Genomic DNA, 1,580 nt, shown 5'->3' on the forward strand with positions numbered 1-1,580 from the left:
GAGGCCGAGGACGTCGCCCAGGAGACCTTCGTGCGCATCTGGCGTCATGCCTCGGGCTGGCGCCAGGGTCATGCGCGTTTCGACACCTGGGTCCACCGGGTGGCGCTCAACCTCTGCTACGACCGGCTGCGGCGGCGCCGCGAATGGGTGACGGACGAACTGCCGGAGGCGGCGGATGAGGCACCGCTTCCCGACGCCGGAGACGAAGGCCGGCGCGTCCAGCAGGCGCTGCTGCGCATCGCGCCGCGCCAGCGCGAGGCGATCGTGCTCGTCTATTATCAGGAGATGTCCAACATCGAGGCCGCCGGCGCCATGCAGGTCAGCGTCGATGCGCTGGAAAGCCTGCTCGCGCGGGGTCGACGCTCGCTGCAAGCCATGCTCATCGGAGATGGCGATGACTGAGCAGCTGGCGGCGGTTGGGACTTGGGTGGCCACGTCAAACCCGTGGAAGGGGAAACGAGATGGCTGACGAAAGAAAGGCCGCTGACGGGCCGATGAGTGCCCAACGCTTCGCTGCACTTGCGGACGCCTATGGCAGCGCCCTGCATCGCTGGCCGCGGGCCGACCAGGCTGCCGCCACGCTGTTTGCGGAGAGCGAGGAGGGTCGCGCCATCTTAGCGACCGCCGGCAGGCTCGATGCCATTCTCGACCGTCATCACGTCGAGGCCCCAAGCCGGACGCTGCATGGCGAGATTGTCGCACGGGCCACCACGCAGCTCAGCCAGGGGCGGCGCCGCCGGTTTTGGTGGCTGGGCTTTGGACTTGCCGGCGTCGGCCTTGCCGGCGCCGTGGTCGGGCTGGCGCTGGTCACCGTTGTCACGCCAGATGCCACGTCCGACCATTATGTGATGGATGCCAACGCAACGTCGTTCGGCGATGCCGGTCCCGACGCCGACACGGAGGACCTATGAGCGCTCGTCTTTTCGCGGCATCGCTGGTGCTGAACGTCTTCCTGATCGGCGCCGTCGCCGGCGGTGCAGGCTGGCTGATCGGCCGTTCCGGAGGCGGCTATTCGCTGGAATCGGCCGGCGGTCAGCTTCCCGCCAGCGACCGCAAGGTATTCCGCCAGGCGTTGCGCGAGGTTCGGCGCGAGTCGCGCGCAGTCATCCTCGACGGACAGCAGGCGCGGCGTGAGGCGGCCAACCTCTTGCAGCAGCCGACGCTCGACGCCAACGCTCTGGCCGCAGCCCTGGAGCGGGCGCGCAATGCCGACGCCACCATCCGCAGCCGGCTGGAACAGCGCATCGTCGAATTCGCCGCGTCGAGCCCGCTAGATGACCGTAAGCTGCTGGCCGACGCCCTATTGCGTCATGTCGGCAGGCAGCGGCCGACCCCGGCAAAAAATACGCCATAAGAGCGACGGAAAGCGCCGGCCGTCTCCGTTCAAAGAAAAAGAGGGACACGCCTGCCGCCACGCGAACGCGACGTGGCCGGTTCAACCTCGAGAAACTTCGGAGTATCCCATGAATGGTCTGACGAAATATTCTGTTGCGGCTGCGCTTGCCATCGGCGGGACTGCCGCGGCAAGTGCAGCCTCGGCAATGCCGCTTGCGGCGCCTGCGGCGCCTGCGATTGTCGAG

Annotated in this window: 3 protein-coding genes; all 3 read left to right on the forward strand. The window is 67.6% G+C overall.

Annotated features, from left to right (window positions below; translation table 11 throughout):
* On the forward strand, window positions 1–402 hold a 402-nt coding region (locus tag EOA60_RS32155), incomplete at its 5' end, for an RNA polymerase sigma factor (RefSeq protein WP_128312569.1).
* A 59-nt stretch (window positions 403–461) separates the two neighbouring features.
* Window positions 462–911, forward strand: a complete 450-nt coding sequence (locus tag EOA60_RS32160) for a hypothetical protein (RefSeq protein WP_095824255.1) — start codon at window positions 462–464, stop codon at window positions 909–911.
* Window positions 908–1,354: a periplasmic heavy metal sensor gene (locus tag EOA60_RS32165; RefSeq protein WP_095824256.1), complete on the forward strand. Its 447-nt coding sequence runs from the start codon at window positions 908–910 to the stop codon at window positions 1,352–1,354. Before EOA60_RS32160 ends, EOA60_RS32165 begins: the two co-directional genes overlap by 4 nt.
* Window positions 1,355–1,580 lie beyond the last annotated feature (226 nt).

The sequence above is a fragment of the Mesorhizobium sp. M1A.F.Ca.IN.020.06.1.1 genome, from assembly GCF_004023265.1.
In the GTDB taxonomy this organism is placed as follows: Bacteria; Pseudomonadota; Alphaproteobacteria; order Rhizobiales; family Rhizobiaceae; genus Mesorhizobium.